Here is a 15,924-nt window from a genome sequence, read left to right as displayed (position 1 = left end):
TCACTTGCGGCGGCGACTGGCGCCACCGCCGCAAGGAAGGATTACTTGCCGGCCATGGCCTTCAGGTTGGCAGCATACTTGTCGACATCATCCTTGCCGATGATGACGGTCGGGATGATGATCAGACCGTTGGCTGGAACGCCAGACTTGTCGCCCTTGAGATAGGCTGCCATCAGCTTCATGCCCTGATAGGCCCATTCGAACGGCTGCTGCACGACGGTCGCCGCAATTGTGCCTTCCTTGACGCCACCAAGCGTGATCGGATCGTCATCGAAGCCGACGACGGTGATCTGGCCTAGTTTGCCTGCGTCACGCAGCGCCTCATAGATGCGTGGCGTGTTGTAGGAATAGAAGCCGACCATGCAGGTCACGTCGGGGCTGGCAACCAGCGCATCCTCGACGTTCTTCTTGGCACGGGTCTGGTCGATGTCGTCGCCGCGAACGTCCGTCAGCTCGATCTTCGTCCCCTTCAGCCCGTCCTTCATGCCCTGGATGCGTTCCTTGGCATTGTCGGCGCCAAGAAGTCCGACGAAGCCGATGCACTTACCGCCATCAGGCATTGCCTTCTTGGCGATTTCAGCGGCCTGCTTGCCAGCATCGACGTTGGACGAGCCGATATAGGCGACACGGTTGGTCTGGGGCGCGTCGCTGTCGGTGGTAAAGAGTGCAGTCTGCGAACCGATCTTGTTCAGGCCGTCCGTCTGGGTCTTAGGATCGACGGCGGAAACCATGACGCCTTTGACGCCAGCGCTCACAAGGTCTTCCATCAGGCGCTGTTGAACGGCGACTGACGCCTGTTCAGGATATTTCAGCTGCATGTCGTAGTCTGGCATCTCGCCCTGGGCCTTCTTCACGCCGGCCTCGGCAGCCTTCCAGAAGTCGGAAGCCCCGTTAACCACGAAGGCCAAGGTCGGCTTGTCGGCGGCATGGGATACCGCAACAGGCGCGGCACTCAGCATCAATCCGGCGAAAAACAAGGCTGCATTGCGTTTCAGCTGATTCATAATACACCTCCCGAAGGGCCGCAGTAGCAAGGGCCCGATTGCAACTTGCGGCCGGCCGGATGCGCGCCCCCTCCTAGGGCGGTCGCGAAGCGACGAATGGCATAGGGTTCCGATCGCTCCATGACGGTATACAAGAATTTTAATTAGTAAATAGTATTATCAATGCAGATCAAAACATTTCATAGAATGGCAGCGGAAATGCATTTTCGCGTTCGGATATGGCCAGCAGCGGCGCACAAGTATGTCACTTCATGCGATTGCTAACGCAGACTGATCAGTGGTAATATTAATTACCAATGGTGAGCAAATTAACACCTTGACCAAATATGGGTAACGGACCTCCACGGATGCGAAAAACCAAGATCTTGGACGAACACGAGCCCGCGGCAAGGAAGCCTGCACGCAACCGAAAGGCCGCTCGCCCCGAGCGCGTGACAATGATGGATATTGCCAAGGCGGCCGGTTGCTCGCAGGCTGCCGTTTCCTTCGTGCTCAACAACACGCCCGGCACCCGCATCTCGCAGTTGACCCGCGAGCGCGTGTTTGAGGCAGCGCGGGCACTTGGCTATATGGGAGCGACATATGCAACGCCGACCTCTTACTCGGGCCTGGACAATGTGATCGGGTTTGCCGTCGACCAGCTCGCGACCAGCCCGGAAGCGATCGTTGCGATTGAAGGCGCGCGGCAAGCCTCATGGAACGCAGGCAATGTCCTGTTGGTGACGCAAACGCTGAGCGATCCCGTCATGGAGCCGAAGGCCATAAAAGCGTTGACGAGCGGCGGCATATCGGCGCTCATCTACATGACGATCTATACGCGCGAGGTTGAGCTTCCCGCCTATTTTTACAAGCTCAACATCCCGACGGTGCTGCTCAACTGTTATACGGCGGATTACGCCTTCCCTTGCGTTGTACCGAGCGAGATTGCGGGAGGACAGAGTTCCACCCGACATCTGATCGCCCATGGACACCATCGCATCGCCACGATCACCGGCGAAATCTGGATGCAGGCTGCGCAGGATCGTCTTACCGGATATCGCCGCGCGCTCGCGACAGCCGATATTCCCTTCGATCCCGAACTGGTCATCGAAGGCGACTGGTCGGCCAGCGCCGGCTATGCTGCGACAATGAAGCTGCTGGCTCTGAAGGAGCCGCCAACAGCGATCTTCTGCCAGAATGACAGAACTGCGATCGGGTGCTACGAAGCCCTCAAGGATGCGGGTCTTCGCATTCCCCAGGACATGTCGGTTGTGGGTTACGACGACGAAGACATATCGCGACATCTCGTTCCCCCGCTGACGACGTCTGTCCTTCCCCATCTCGCCATGGGCCAATGGTCGATCGAACATCTCAATCCGGAAAGCCTTCCTGGCAAGAAGCGGTATCCGATTACGAAGCTCGAATGCTCTCTCGTCAAACGTCACTCTGTCGCGGCACCTCCGGTCAAAAGGCCAAGAATCCACCACAGCGAGCAAAATGCGCAATAGTGCGGTCGGCGGCGCAATCCCAGCAAATGTGGTCAGATACCTTCCCCCACTCACATAGGCTCCTCATCGAGGCGGTTATTGCGCGACGACAGCCACGCAATCCCCCGGTTTGACCAACCCTGGAAAGTGGCGGGCGGTGAGGATGCCATCCATCTTGCGACGAGCTCGACAGGCGCTTCGCCGGAACGGGCAAGTTCCTGTCCGGTTATGGACTGTCTGCCGGTCCCGGTCCGGCTCCGGCTTCGCCGTTGCCGATCTCGACCGGTTGAAACAGGTTCCCAATCTCGTTGCCGACACCACCACTTAAGCCGCACACCAACATCGTCAGGTTTCCGACTCAGGCCCGCCAGCGCAGCAGCCTGGCTTCTGCCGCACCGGCGAGCCTGTTGAGTGAAAAGCCGACAAGGCCGAGAATGATGACCCCGACCATGACGAGTGCCATGTCGAAGCGCTCGCGTCCAGCAATGACCAGGCCGCCGATGCCTGGACCGACCGCAAGAAAATACTCCGCCCCGACGGTCGCCAGCCACGAATAGATGAGGCCGAGATGGATGCCGGTCGCGATCGCCGGGAGAGCTGACGGCAGGTAGATCCTGGCAACGCGCTGCCAGGGTCGAAACCGCAGCGCCCGACCGACCTCCACCAGCTCTGAAGGCGCGTCCTTGATACCGTCATAAGTGTTGAGGGCGATGGGAATGAAAGCTGCAAGAGCGACAAAGACCACCTTCGCCTGCTCGCCGAAACCGAACCACACCGAAATGAGCGGTATCCAGGCAAGCAGAGAAATTTGCTTCAGGCCGTTGAAGGTCGGCATGACCAGCCTGTCTCCGATCCTCGTCACGGCAACGAGCGTGCCGAAACTGACGCCGAGGATGCAGCCAATCAGAAAACCTGCGATATTGCGCAACAGACTGGCTGTGAGCTGGCCCGTCAGACCATTGTCGATGATCTCGCGCTTGGCGGTCAGGACGACATCTTCGATCCCTGGCAGAAAGCGGGGATCAACGAGCCCGAGGCGGCTGGAGGCCTCCCACACGGCGAGAAGAAGAAGAGGAAGGGTGAGGCCACGTCTTATACGGACAAGCCTTGTTGACGCTTCGGCCATCGTCAAAGTCCTTCTTTCTTCCAGCGCTGGATGAAGACCTCGGCGCCATTCAGGCCCTTGTCCATGGCAAAGCCTATGAGGCCGATCACGATCATCGCGATGATCACGGTATCAAGCCAGAACATCTGTCTTCCCCACACGAGCAGGTAGCCGAGCCCTTCGGATGACGCCAGGAGCTCGACCCCGACAAGCGAAGTCCATGCGTGCGTAAGGCCATAGCGGATACCGGTAAAAATGGAAGGAATTGCGCCCGGCAGTACGATCAGGCGAAGCGTCTGCCACCGGCTGAAACGCAGTGCCTTGCCGACTTCCACGTATTTGCCAGGAACACTGCGGATGCCGGAGAAGGTATTGAGCGTGATCGGCACGAGAGCGCCCTTGGCGATGATGATGATCTTCAGTGTCTCCTCGATGCCGACCAGCAGCATCAGAAGCGGGATCCATCCAAGCGTCGGGATCTGTGCGAAGGCTAGGAACGTCGGCTTAATATAGTCTTCCAGGCGCGCAGACAGGCCCATGGCGATGCCGAGACCCAATCCCAACCCCGCGCCGATGGCGAAGCCGAAGATAACGCGGCGCAAGCTGACTGCGGCATGGTAAAGCAGCTCCCCGCTCATGATCATGTCACCGGCGGTCTGCAGTACATAGGACGGCGCCGGAAGGATCTGCTCTGGCAGCCAGCCTCTCGCGGAGGCGAGCCACCAGAGGGCAATCAACAACATGGGAAGAAGCAAGGCCGAGAGCGAAGAGAACCGTCCCTTGAAAAACCTGCGCCAGTTCGGGATGCCGTCATCACCGGCGATTTCAAGAGGAATTGCCATCAGCCTGCTGCTCCAATGCTCTGCTTACGAGGCGAGCGGCTTGCCGTCAGCGCCATAGGCTTGCCAGAAGTGCTGCAGGTTGAACCGTTCAATGGCGCTTTTGAGGTAGCGAGGCTCGAACCAGCCCTCAAGATCGACATCACGGCGGATGAGGCCGAATTCCTTGCTCTTCGCCGCCTGCTCCTTGTATTGCGACACAAGCAGGTCATCGATCAGCGGCGAGTTTCGGTAGGCGAGCGTGTCACCCTTGAAGTATTCCTCCAGAATTGGAACTGGCGTCCCGGACTTGTGCCACAGCTCGAGAAGTGCGGTGCGGTTCGGCTCGTCCGACGACCATTGCGCCGCCTTGACGAAAGCATCGACGACCCGCTGGGTTATGTCAGGATGGGCATCGATGAACGCCTGGCGGCCAATGACGCCGGCATTGCGGCCGAAGCGCGGATCGTCCCCCTTGGTGGTATAGATGATATCGGCTGCACCCTTGGTGGCGAGGTTGATCAGCTGCGTATCGCCGAATGCGGCGTCGATGTCCTTGCTGGTCAAAGCAGCAACCGTGCCTGCGCTGTCGAGATTGACGACCTGAACGTCGCGCTCCGTCAACCCATTGGCCTCCAGCACCTTGATGGCAGCCAGATGACCGTTCGTGCCGCGCTGGAGGGCTATCTTGCGGCCCTTCAGATCCCCGATAGTTTTAATGCCGCTATCTTTGGCGACGGCGAGATAGAGCGGCTTTCTCGCTCCGCTTGCCAGGAGATACTTGGTCTTCAGCCCGTTGGCACGGCCGATCAACGAGGGAAGATCACCCTGGTAGGCGAAGTCGAGCTGATCATTCGCAAAGCCTTCGTTGACGGCAGGGCCTGCGCCCTTGAAGAAGGTCCATTCAATCTTGATGTGCGGATCCTTGGCAAATTCCTTCTCCAGAAATTCGCCTGCCCGGGCGGTCGCGGCAGATGTGCCTTCCGCGTAAGGACGATTGTCGACGCCAATGGCGGCATAGCCGACATGAATGACCAGCGGTTCCTCGGCGCGGATCGAGGCCGGGGCGGTCGCGAGCATCAGTGCGAGGCCGGCGACCACGCGTGACAGAAATGCGCGTTTCATGGTTTCTCTCCGTTTTTTGAAGCTTATCTGGCGAGTGCGACTGCACGTTCGACGTGGCTGCCGTCATCGGCTGATTTCAACCCCTTGGGCTGCGTGCTTTCGCCGGTCGCATGAAGGCTCTTCAGGACGCGGTCGCGTACGTTGGCAATATCGCTGGATGTACGCCGGCGTGGGCGCGCCAGCTTGACCGGTACCACTTCGCGGATGCGGCCCGGACGCGGCGACATGACCACGACGCGATCCCCGAGATAGACCGCTTCTTCCACGTCGTGCGTCACCAAAACCATCGTGATGTTTTCCTTCGCCCAGATCTCCTGCAGCTCGTCCTGCTGGCGTGCCTTGGTGATGGCGTCGAGTGCCCCGAAAGGCTCGTCGAGCAGAAGGACGTTCGGCCGGCTGACCAGGCCACGGGCAATGCCGGCACGCTGCGCCATTCCCCCGGACAATTGATGCGGGTAGACATTGGCAAAACGGGAAAGTCCGACAAGCTCCAGATGTTCGCGCACAAGCTCTGCCTCTCGCGCCTTGGTCAGCTTGCTGTTCAGAAGGCCAAGAGAGACGTTTTTCTCGACCGTCAGCCAGGGGAAGAGGCGCGGTTCCTGGAAGACGATGCCCCGATGAAGGCTGGGTTCGACCACTTGCTCGTCCGCATGGCGGATGGTGCCGGATGTCGCGATATCCAGGCCCGCGAAGAGACGCAACAGCGTCGACTTTCCGCAGCCGCTGGCACCGACAACAGTGACAAACTCGCCCTGGGCAATATCCAGATTAATGTCGTCGAGCGCGATCAGCGGCTCCCCGTCGATCTGGAACTGCCGGGTTATGTGCTCAGCTGTGAGATGGGGGCGGTTCATGTCGATCACCCCTACTCTGCCGCGGCCTGGACGCGCGCCGGGTGCCGGGGTGTGCTAAGGTCAAGATTTTCGCGCAACGTCCTGCCCTGGTATGCAGTGCGGAACAATCCACGGCGCCGCAGTTCCGGCAACACGAGCTCCACGAAGTCCCTTAGCCCGACGGGCAGATGCGGCGGCATAACATTGAAGCCGTCTGCCGCCCCGGTCGTGAACCACTGCTCCATCTCATCCGCGATCCGGCTCGGCGTGCCGACGACCTGCCAATGGCCACGCGCGCCTGCGATCCTCAGATAGAGCTCGCGGACCGTCAGGTTTTCGCGCCTGGCAAGATCAAGAAGCAACTTTTGCCGGCTCTTGCTTGCGTTCGTTTCCGGGAGATCCGGGATGGGGCCGTCCAGAGGATATTTCGAGAGATCAACGCCACCGGTCATGCCGTTCAACATCGACAGGCCGACCACCGGATGTATGAGATCCTGAATTTCCTGGAATTTCGCCTCAGCCTCAGCCTGTGTCCGGCCGACGACCGGGAAGATCCCCGGCATGATCTTCAACTCTTCCGGCCCGCGTCCGTACTTGGCAAGTCGGTTTTTGAGATCCTTATAGAAACCGCGAGCATCCTCGATTGTCTGATGCGCGGTGAAGACAACCTCTGCGGTGCGCGCGGCAAGCTCCTTGCCTGGTTCCGACGAGCCTGCCTGTACGAGCACTGGCTGACCCTGAGGCGCACGGGCGACGTTCAGTGGCCCGCGAACCTTGAAGAATTTGCCCTTGTGATTGAGGATATGCTGCTTGTCCGGATCGAAGTAGATGCCGCTTTCCTTGTCGCGCAGGAATGCGTCGTCCTCCCAGGTGTCCCACAATCCGCGCACGACATCGGCAAACTCTTCGGCCCGCTCGTATCGTTCCGCATGTGCATAATGCTCATCGCGACCAAAATTATGCGCTTCGTGCTCGCTGGACGAAGTGACCAGGTTCCAACCCGCTCGGCCGCCGCTGATGTGATCGAGCGAGGCGAATTTCCGCGCGATATGGTAGGGCTCGTTGTATGAGGTGGAAGCTGTGGCGACGAATCCGATGTGCTTGGTCACCGCCGCCAGAGCCGACAGCAAGGTAATCGGCTCGAACTGCGCCACATAGCGGACAGCTGTCCTGCTCAATGCCTCTATGTCCGTCCCGCGCGTTCCAACGCCGTCAGCCATGAAAATGAGATCGAATTTCGCCGCTTCAGCCAGCTGCGCAAGCTCGATATAGTGAGCAATATTGGAACCGGCGTCCGCCTGCGCTTCCGGGTGCCGCCACGCGGCCACGTGATGGCCCGTCGGATAGAGGAAGGCGCCAAGTTTGAGCTGTGGTCGCGCGGCACTCATGTGTGTCTCCTTGATGAGGGAGACGATAGGCTAGCAGCAACAATTAATATCTATAGAAATAGTATTCTATTTCTTGTGTCGATGCGAGATTTTTGCCGCGTGCAATGGCGCCTTTTGAATGACGACGTTCTGCCGTGGCACCGGTCGGAAAGATATTTCGTCGATAGCGCCGCTGGCGCAATTGTCGCCTTCGAAAAGAACTTCTCTGCGTAAAATCAATCAGATATTTCTGGACCGAAAAGCCAGCCAGCGGCGAGCGGACACAGACGTAGCTGCGCCAGGGCCATTGCGGCGCTCTCGTCGGCTTCGAGTTGACGGATGACCGCGAGGCCGCCCGCCGCTTCATTGACAGCCTTCAACTGCTCTATCCCGTCGCCAATATCGGTGACGCGCGCTTTTTTTGCGACAGGGAGCGGGGCTATTTCCGTGCTCGGCAGGTTCGTCCATGAACCATCAGCCATGTATAGGGGGCGGCGTCCCTGCCCCGGACAGATCCGGACCGGCATCCATTTTTGCATCTGAGGTGCAAATGCGATGGCTTGGAAGCCGGTCGTTTAGCGTGACGGCTTCGCAGTATCTTCCGAAATGCGCATGTCCTTGCAGGGACCGGCCGAGCGGCGCTCGATAATGCGCGAGGCGATATTGACGCGGCGAGCGGGGTCGCCTGGTCGCCGCGGCGTCTCGATGCGCTCGAGCAGGAGGCGCAGGCCGACCGCCCCGCACTCCTGACCCTCCATTCGCACGGTGGTTAGCGGCGGCGAGATTTGTGTTGCCGGGGAAAAGTCACCGAACCCGACGACAGAGACGTCGTCGGGAATGCGATAACCCTGACCGAGCAATTCGGAGACAACGGTCAGGGCAAGACCGTCATGGGCACAGAAAAACGCGGTCGGCCGCACGCCGCTCTCCTTCAGCGCGCGAAAAGCATCGGCGAAGGCTCCCTGTTCGTCGAACTGCATCACATGAAGCGCGACGTCGGCATGACTTTCGGCGATCTCGCGAGCGCCGTAGAAGCGCTCACGGCGTCCCCTGTATCCGGGCGCACCGGACACGTAGGCAATCGAGCGATGGCCGAGATTGATCAGGTACTGGATGACCGCCTGGCCTGCCTCATGGTCCGTGCCAGTGATCTGATCGGCCTGCTCCAACGGGTCGATCCAGCCGAACCGGACGATCGGAATGCCGGTCGCCGTCGCAGCCGCAATCGCCTCGCGATCATGGGGGCCGACGAGAAGCAGCCCGGCGCAGGCACGGGCCAGATCTTCCAACTGACGAGCGCTATGCGTCCAGTGCACGCGCAAACCCATGCCGAGCCTTTGGGCTTCGCCCTGCATTCCATTCTGGACCTGCATGTAGAGCTCGCTGTTGACTGGATCGAGATCGTGAAAAACAACGGCGATATCGTTGGAGCCCGCCTGGGCCGCCGGTTTGGCATAGCCAAGACGTACGGCCATCTCGCGAATGCGCTCGCGCGTTTCCTCGCTGACGCCGCTCTTGCCCGCCAGTGAACGCGAGACCGCATATTTCGAGAGGCCTACCTCTCGCGCGATCGTCTGCAACGTCACTCGTCCCCTGCTCCCCACTCCGCACCTCTGCGTTGTCGTTCCATCTTCGCTTCGCCTACACTGCCTCATCTGAAAAAGCAAACTTCATCGATAACGAAACATAACGCTTTACCTAACAGTATCCAAGTGTAATCTTCCCGTCATCCAAGCCTGGGAGCAGAACAACAATAAAGGGGCGCGGATCTTTGGAGGAGATATCCATGATCAAGCTGAAACGTCGTGCGTTTCTGGCCGGGACCTCGGCCGTTCTGATTTTTCCTGCACTGCCGGCTCTTGCGACCGGCTACACGGAAGCGGACGTCCTCAAGGAAAAGGTTTCGAGCGGCGCGCTGCCACCGGTCACGGATCGGCTGCCGGCAAACCCGCTCGTCGTCAAACCGGTAGAAACTGTCGGAAAATACGGGGGCGACTGGAATATGGCACTGGTCGGCGGCGGATCGCTGTCCATGCTCTTCCGCTATCAGGCCTATGAGCCGCTGCTTCGTTATACGCCGGATTGGTCAGGTGTCACCCTCAACGTCGCGGAAGCCTTCGATGGCGATGCCGAATCCAAGGTCTATACGATTCGCCTTCGCAAGGGCATGAAGTGGTCGGATGGCCAGCCCTATACGACGGCGGACGTCAAGTTCTGGTATGATACGGTCCTGACGGACAAGCGCGTCGCCGTTACCAGCCAGGGCCACTGGAAGACAGCCGGCAAGCCGGCCAAGCTTGAAGTGGTCGACGAACAGACCTTCAAGGTGATCTTCGAAAAACCTAACGGTATGTTTCCGCTCCAGGTGGCCTGGGCCAACAACGACCACACGACCCGCTGTCCGAAACACTATCTCGAACAGTTCCATATTGACTACAATCCGAAGGCCGACGAACTCGCCAAGCAACGCGGTTTCGAAAGCTGGATCGCGGCCTTCCAGGCGGCGTCCGGGTTTCAGGATGACAACGCATTCTTCCTCAATTCCTCGAAGAAGCCCTGCCTCAACGCCTGGATGTTCACAACCGCGCCCGGCGAAAATACCGAACGCGTCATTGCTGAACGCAACCCCTTCTATTGGAAGGTCGATACCGCGGGCAATCAATTGCCCTATATGGACCGGATCGTCTACCAGATGGTGGCGGATCCGCAGGTATTGCTTCTCAAGGCCATGCAAGGCGAGATTGACCTGATGGACCAGTACATCGCGACGCCGAATAATAAATCGGTGCTTTACGATGCCCGTGAGCAGGGCGGCTACGACTTCTACACGCTTTCCTCGACAGAGGCCAACGTGATGAACTTCATCTTCAACCTGAACCATAACGACGCGACCAAACGGAAGCTTTTCCGGAACAAGGACTTCCGCGCGGCTCTTTCGACGGCGCTTGATCGCCAGACGCTGATCGATGCCGTCCTCGTCGGCCAGGGTGCGCCGGCCCAGCCCTCGATCAAGCAGGGAGATCCGCTCTATAACGAGCAGCTCGCCACGCAGTTCACCTCGTATGATGTCGACAAGGCGAATGCCATGCTCGACCAGATCATACCGAAGCGCGATGACCAGAACTTCAGGTTGGACGACCAGGGTCGGCGCCTGACGATCATCTTCGAGATCGACCAGGCTCGTGCGATCTTCCTCGATCTCTTCCAGTTGGTCATCCCGATGTTCCAGGCAGTCGGTATTGATGCGCAGATGCGCACGATGGACCGGTCGCTTTGGGAAACACGCGTCCGCCAGGGCCGCGACTTCGATGCCACGGCCCACCAATTCGGCGCCAATGGCGGTGTCGCCGCAATGCTCGACCCGCGCTACTACGTGCCGACGGATTCAAACGCGATGTATGCCCCGGCCTGGCAGCTCTGGTATCTCGACCGAAACAATGAAAATGCGGAAGAACCGCCGGAGGAGACCAGGAAGCTGCTCGAGCTTTACGACAAGCTGAAGGCGACCGCCGACCCCGCAGGTCAGCAGGAAGTCATGAAGAAGATCCTGCAGGGTGCTGCCGACAACTTCTACGTCTTCGGTATTTCGCAGCCCCCGGACGGCTACGGCATCGTCAAGAACAACATGAAGAATATCACGCGGACCATGCCGAATTCCTTCGGTTGGCCCACACCCGCTCCCACCATGCCGGAGCAATTCTACAAGGCCTGACGGTCTTTCAGGATCAGACATGTATCCGACGCCGGCCGACCTGGGCCGGCGGCAGATCCCTCGTTGACTTCTTGCCAAACGATTGGATGAACCGATGCTCGATGCCAGAAGACAGAACACCGGAACGCTCCGGACGCCAGACTGGTTCAAGGACGCGACGCGCTGGACCCAGCTGACCTTCGTCGAGGACGACCCGGAGAAGTACGACCCCGCCTTCTGGGTCGACGTCTTCAAGCGCACGAGATCCAATGCAGTCTGCCTTAGCGCCGGCGGCTACATCGCCTACTATCCGAGCGAAGTGCCCTATCACTATGTCAGCAAATATCTCGGCGACAAGGATATCTTCGGCGCGCTCGTCGATGCGGCCCGCAAGCTCGACATGCATGTCATGGCTCGTGTCGACCCACACGCAATCCATGACGATGCCGCCAGGGCCCATCCGGAATGGGTGATGATCAACGCCGACGGGACGCCGCGCCGCCATTGGGCCTATCCCGATGTCTGGGTGACCAATGCCTATGGCGACTACAATACCGTCTTCATGCCCGAGGTCGTCAAGGAGATCGTCCGAAAATACGATATTGATGCGGTCTTTGCCAATCGCTGGCAGGGGCATGGCGTCGACTATAGCGAAGACAGTGCCCGCCGCTTCAAGGACATGTTCGGCCATGACCTGCCAAAAATATCGGATGCGGAAGATCCGGCTTGGCAGGCCTGGGTACAGTGGCGCCGCCGGGTCCTCACCGACATGATCGCCCAATGGGACGATGCGGTAAAGGCGATCCGCCCGCATGCGAGCTTCATTCCGAACATGGGCGGTGCCTCGCTGATGGAATTCGACCTGTCGGTCATTGCCCGGCATTGCCCCTTCCTCGTTGTTGACCACCAGGGCCGCAAGGGCCTGGAACTCGGCTGGTCGGCCGGACGCAACGGCAAGCGCATCCGCGCCACCTTTCCGGATCGCCCTGTCGTCCTCATCACCTCGATCGGTCCGGAGGAGGAATATCGCTGGAAGGATGCGGTCACGTCCGGCGAGGAGATGCAGCTCTGGATCAATGACGGCACAGCGCATGGCCTCTATGCCTGGTTCACCAAGTTCAACGGGGTGGTCCCGGACGAGCGCTGGGTCGAGCCTGTCGCCGACGCCTTCGCCCTGCAGGCGGCAGTCGAGCCGGTGCTCGAAAGCATGAAGCCCACCGCCGAAATCGCCGTCATCGACCCCTCCACGACGTTGCGCCACTGGGCACCGGAGGAGCGGCCCAACGCCGAAAAACACGATCTCGGCTTCTATCACGCCCTGGTCGAGGCCCGCCTGCCCTTCGAGCTTCTCTCGGACCAGGTTCTGACGAAGGAAAATCTCGACCGTTTCAAGCTCATTATCCTCGCCAACGCCTCCTGCCTGTCGGACGAGCAGAACGCTGCGATCCGCGCCTATGCCGAACGCGGCGGCAGCGTGATCGCTTCCTACGAGACCTCGCTGCGCGACGAAACCGGCAGGCAGCGCCAGGAATTCGGTCTTTCCGAGTTGTTCGGCGCCAAATTCGTCTCCGGACCGCGTGGCATCGTCAAGAACACTTATGTGGCGCTCTCCGGTGATCATCCGATCAACGAAGGCTACGAAGGCGCCGAACGCATCATGGGCGGTACACGGCTTCTCCAGGTCGAGGCCACGAACGGCTCCAAGACCCCGTTCCTCTACGTGCCCGACTTCCCGGATCTGCCGATGGAAGAAGTCTATCCGCGCAAGGCGCCGGAGGGTGCCGCGGTCATTGCGCGCGAGACAGGCACGGGTGGCCGCGCAGTCTATATTCCCTGGAACATCGGCGAAATCTTCTGGGAGGTCTTTGCCGTTGACCATGCCCGGCTGATCGCCAATGCCGTCCACTGGGCACTCGGCAAGACGCCGCGCGTCACTGTCATGGGTCCTGGCGTCGTTGATCTGGCCCTTCGTGAAAATTCCGACGGCATCGCGCTTAGCCTCTTCAACCTCACCAATCCGATGATGATGAAGGGACCGATCCGCGAAAATTACCCTCTGGCGGCGCAGACCGTTTCGGTGGAAATTCCTGCCGGCAAGTCAGTGGCGCGGGCCTGGCTCGTCGTTGCCGACCGTGCCGCAAACGTCAGCGTCAAGGATGGCCGTGCACAGGTGGAGGTGCCGGGGATCGAGCGGCTGGAGGTGCTGCACCTCTCCTGGAAATGAGGTGCAGTGCGCAGAGGAGCGCTTTCGGCCGCTGCCGGCCGGGAGCGGATGAATATCCGACGAAGGCGCAGGGGCGCTCTCAACGGGAGGAGATACATTCCGATGCTTGGCTATATCTTCAGGCGCGTGCTCTACATGATACCGACCCTGTTCGGCATGTCGCTGATCTCGTTTCTGATCATCCAGCTACCGCCGGGTGACTATCTCACCTCGATGATCGCGACGATGAGTGACAGCGGCCAGGCCGTCGATCCGGCGCAGATCGAACGGTTGAAACAGATCTACGGCTTCGACGACCCCTTCTACGTCCAGTACTTGAAATGGATGTGGGGAATTGTCAGCCGCGGCGACTTCGGCTGGTCCTTTGAATGGAACCAGCCCGTCTCGGGCCTGATCTGGGCGCGCATGGGCTCAACGCTGGTCATCTCGCTGCTGAGCCTCCTCTTCGTCTGGATCGTATCACTGCCGATCGGAATCTATTCTGCCGTGCGCCGCCATTCCATCGGTGATCACGTCTTCACTTTTTTCGGCTTCATTGGCCTTGCCGTGCCAAACTTCATCCTGGCGCTGACGCTGATGTATATTGCCTACAAGTACCTTGGCCTGAGTGTTGGCGGGCTGGTCTCGCCCGAATATGCAGAAGCACCCTGGAACCTCGCCAAGATCGGCGATTTTCTCACCCATCTCTGGATCCCGATCATCATCATCGGCGCATCCGGAACGGCGGCGATGATTCGGATCCTGCGCGCCAACCTGACAGACGAACTGCACAAGCCTTACGTCATTACCGCCCGCGCCAAGGGCCTGCCGGAATACAAGGTCATCCTCAAATATCCCGTTCGCATCGCGCTCAACCCCTTCGTGTCGGCGATCGGTTGGGTGCTGCCGCATCTTGTCTCGGGCGTGACGATCACGGCTATCGTTCTCAACCTGCCGACCTCCGGCCCCCTGCTTTTCCGGGCGCTGGTCGCGCAGGACATGTACCTCGCCGGCAGCTTCATTCTCCTGCTCTCCGCGCTGACCCTCGTCGGCATGCTTTTGTCGGATCTGCTGCTTGCGCTGCTCGATCCGCGCATCCGGTTCGATTGAGGAGAGGCCGATGAGCACGCACGAAACGTTCGGAACCCATACCGGCCCTCTTCATATCGTTGCCGATGGTCCGTCGATCAGCCCACTGAAGCAGGGCAAGACGGTCTCGACCGCCGCAGTCGGTCCCTGGCGGTTGATCGCCGGCAAGCTGATCCGCCAGAAGGTGGCGATGGTCGCCGGCGTTATCATTCTCCTGCTTTATCTCGTCGGCCTCTTCGCCGAATTCCTGGCCCCCGGGCTGCCTTCGACCTCCAGGCCGCAATTTACCTATGCGCCGCCGCAGGGCTTGAGTTTCTTCGTGACCAGGCCCGACGGCAGCTCCGAGTTCAACTTTCATGTGAAGGGCTACAAGATCGAGATCGACAAGGTGGCGCTCAGGCGCACCTTCGTCGTCGACGATACGAAGGTTGTGCCGATCGGCTTCTTCGTCAAAGGCCCGGCCTACAAGCTCTGGGGCCTCATCCCGATGAGCAGACGCCTGATCGGTCCGATCAACCCGAACGATCCAATGTATCTCCTCGGCGCCGACCGCCTCGGCCGCGACGTGCTCTCGCGGCTGATCTACGGCACCCGCGTCTCCATGTCCATCGGGCTTGTCGGCGTTGCCATGTCGCTGATCCTGGGTGTCGTACTTGGCTCGATCTCCGGCTTTTTCGGTGGCTGGGTCGATACACTGATCCAGCGCATCATCGAGGTGGTAAGTGCCATGCCGACCATTCCGCTCTGGCTTGGGCTCGCGGCGGCGATCCCGCTGACATGGTCGCCGGTCAGTGTCTATTTCGTCATCACGATCATCGTCTCGCTGCTCGGCTGGACAAGCCTTGCCCGCGAAGTGCGCGGGCGTTTCCTGGCCTTGCGCAGCGAGGATTTCGTGACTGCGGCAAGGCTCGACGGATCAAGTGAAGCGCGGCTGATCTTCCGCCATATCCTGCCATCGCTGACGAGCCATATCCTCGCCGTCGTGACGCTCGCCGTGCCGACGATGATCGTCGCGGAAACATCTCTCTCCTTCCTTGGCATCGGTCTGAAGCCGCCTGTGGTCAGCTGGGGCGTGCTGCTGCAGGACGCTCAAAACATCCGCACGGTCGCCACCGCACCCTGGCTGTTGATCTGGCCGTCGCTGGCAGTGGTCGTCGCGGTGCTCTCGTTCAACTTCTTTGGCGACGGCCTGCGCGACGCCGCCGACCCCTATGACAATTGAG

At 59.9% G+C, this 15,924-nt stretch carries 13 protein-coding genes; 5 read left to right on the top strand and 8 right to left on the bottom strand.

The genetic code is table 11. The annotated features are described in order from the left end of the window. Positions 1–41 precede the first annotated feature (41 nt). Positions 42–1,004, bottom strand: coding sequence for a sugar-binding protein (locus AC1DE4_RS04695; protein ID WP_025658530.1), 963 nt, complete (start codon positions 1,002–1,004; stop codon positions 42–44). Between the two features lie 437 nt (positions 1,005–1,441). On the opposite strand from AC1DE4_RS04695, the gene AC1DE4_RS04690 reads away from it, so the two are divergent. Continuing rightward, complete coding sequence (locus tag AC1DE4_RS04690; RefSeq protein ID WP_477880335.1) at positions 1,442–2,491, top strand: LacI family DNA-binding transcriptional regulator; 1,050 nt, start codon at positions 1,442–1,444, stop codon at positions 2,489–2,491. A gap of 337 nt (positions 2,492–2,828) precedes the next feature. Here AC1DE4_RS04690 and AC1DE4_RS04685 read toward each other — a convergent pair whose 3' ends face one another. From AC1DE4_RS04685 to AC1DE4_RS04655, 7 genes are all read right to left on the bottom strand, one after another. Then, positions 2,829–3,596, bottom strand: coding sequence for an ABC transporter permease (locus AC1DE4_RS04685; protein ID WP_477880260.1), 768 nt, complete (start codon positions 3,594–3,596; stop codon positions 2,829–2,831). A 2-nt stretch (positions 3,597–3,598) separates the two neighbouring features. After that, positions 3,599–4,417, bottom strand: coding sequence for an ABC transporter permease (locus AC1DE4_RS04680; protein ID WP_477880258.1), 819 nt, complete (start codon positions 4,415–4,417; stop codon positions 3,599–3,601). Positions 4,418–4,441: 24 nt separating this feature from the next. Further along, entirely contained in the window at positions 4,442–5,518 is a 1,077-nt protein-coding gene (locus AC1DE4_RS04675) for an ABC transporter substrate-binding protein (RefSeq protein ID WP_477880256.1), read from the bottom strand. Positions 5,519–5,541: 23 nt separating this feature from the next. After that, complete coding sequence (locus AC1DE4_RS04670; protein ID WP_477880254.1) at positions 5,542–6,372, bottom strand: ABC transporter ATP-binding protein; 831 nt, start codon at positions 6,370–6,372, stop codon at positions 5,542–5,544. Between the two features lie 11 nt (positions 6,373–6,383). Then, the gene (locus AC1DE4_RS04665) at positions 6,384–7,739 is read right to left on the bottom strand and encodes an LLM class flavin-dependent oxidoreductase (RefSeq protein ID WP_477880252.1); all 1,356 of its coding nucleotides are present in this window, start codon (positions 7,737–7,739) and stop codon (positions 6,384–6,386) included. Positions 7,740–7,954: 215 nt separating this feature from the next. Further along, positions 7,955–8,200, bottom strand: coding sequence for a hypothetical protein (locus AC1DE4_RS04660; RefSeq protein WP_477880250.1), 246 nt, complete (start codon positions 8,198–8,200; stop codon positions 7,955–7,957). A 93-nt stretch (positions 8,201–8,293) separates the two neighbouring features. After that, on the bottom strand, positions 8,294–9,322 hold the full coding sequence (locus AC1DE4_RS04655; protein ID WP_477880248.1) for a LacI family DNA-binding transcriptional regulator: 1,029 nt from the start codon (positions 9,320–9,322) through the stop codon (positions 8,294–8,296). Positions 9,323–9,504: 182 nt separating this feature from the next. Here AC1DE4_RS04655 and AC1DE4_RS04650 point away from each other — a divergent pair, with 182 nt between their 5' ends. From AC1DE4_RS04650 to AC1DE4_RS04635, 4 genes are all read left to right on the top strand, one after another. Then, positions 9,505–11,430, top strand: a complete 1,926-nt coding sequence (locus AC1DE4_RS04650; RefSeq protein ID WP_477880246.1) for an ABC transporter substrate-binding protein — start codon at positions 9,505–9,507, stop codon at positions 11,428–11,430. Positions 11,431–11,524: 94 nt separating this feature from the next. Further along, complete coding sequence (locus tag AC1DE4_RS04645; protein WP_477880244.1) at positions 11,525–13,633, top strand: family 10 glycosylhydrolase; 2,109 nt, start codon at positions 11,525–11,527, stop codon at positions 13,631–13,633. A 102-nt stretch (positions 13,634–13,735) separates the two neighbouring features. Continuing rightward, positions 13,736–14,722 (top strand): ABC transporter permease, encoded by a 987-nt coding sequence (locus AC1DE4_RS04640; RefSeq protein WP_018855635.1) that lies wholly within the window; start codon positions 13,736–13,738, stop codon positions 14,720–14,722. Positions 14,723–14,732: 10 nt separating this feature from the next. Continuing rightward, positions 14,733–15,923: an ABC transporter permease gene (locus AC1DE4_RS04635; RefSeq protein ID WP_477880242.1), complete on the top strand. Its 1,191-nt coding sequence runs from the start codon at positions 14,733–14,735 to the stop codon at positions 15,921–15,923. The last annotated feature ends 1 nt before the right edge of the window (position 15,924 follow it).

The sequence above is a fragment of the Rhizobium sp. 10N414 genome, from assembly GCF_056394785.1.
Note: the sequence above shows the minus strand (reverse complement) of the source record. Positions and strands in the feature narration are given on the sequence as shown.